Below are 558 nucleotides of genomic sequence, written 5' to 3' on the forward strand. Positions count from 1 at the left end.
TGTAGAATATATTGAATACAGACTTGAGCGCTTGATACATTATGTTTGTTTGCGATTGTTAAAACACCTTCATGATCTAAAACGCCACCGCGGCCTAAAGGAGAATAGGCTTCAACTAAAATATTATGCTCTTTACAGTATTGAATGGTTTCTTCTTGATCATACCCAATATGAAATTTTATTTGATTAACGTGAGGCGTAATTTCTCAATGATCAATGATGTTTTTTAAATCATCTTTTGTGAAATTTGAAACTCCTATTGATTTTACTCTTCCATCTTTATAAAGTTTTTCTAATGCTTTATACGCTTCTATATTGCCTTTTTTATGGTCGCTAAATTTTTGGTCCCACGGCCAAGGCGCGTGAATAAGGTATAAATCAAGGGTTTCTAAGTTAAGACGACTCATGGTTCCTTCAAATGCTTCTAAAGCTTCATTATAATCTTTAATACTTGCGTCTAATTTAGAAGTTACAAATATTTTCGATCGGTCCACCTTTAAATCATAGATTGCTTTTCCTACCATTTCTTCATTTTTATAGTTTTGTGCAGTGTCGATA

At 32.6% G+C, this 558-nt stretch carries 1 protein-coding gene; it reads right to left on the minus strand.

All coding sequences use genetic code 11. The annotated features are described in order from the left end of the window. Positions 1-206 precede the first annotated feature (206 nt). Positions 207-558: aldo/keto reductase (locus ABCO64_RS11045; protein WP_484213837.1), on the minus strand; the 352-nt coding region annotated here is incomplete at its 5' end.

Source organism: Methanocalculus natronophilus, from assembly GCF_038751955.1.
Classification (GTDB): Archaea; Halobacteriota; Methanomicrobia; order Methanomicrobiales; family Methanocorpusculaceae; genus Methanocalculus; species Methanocalculus natronophilus.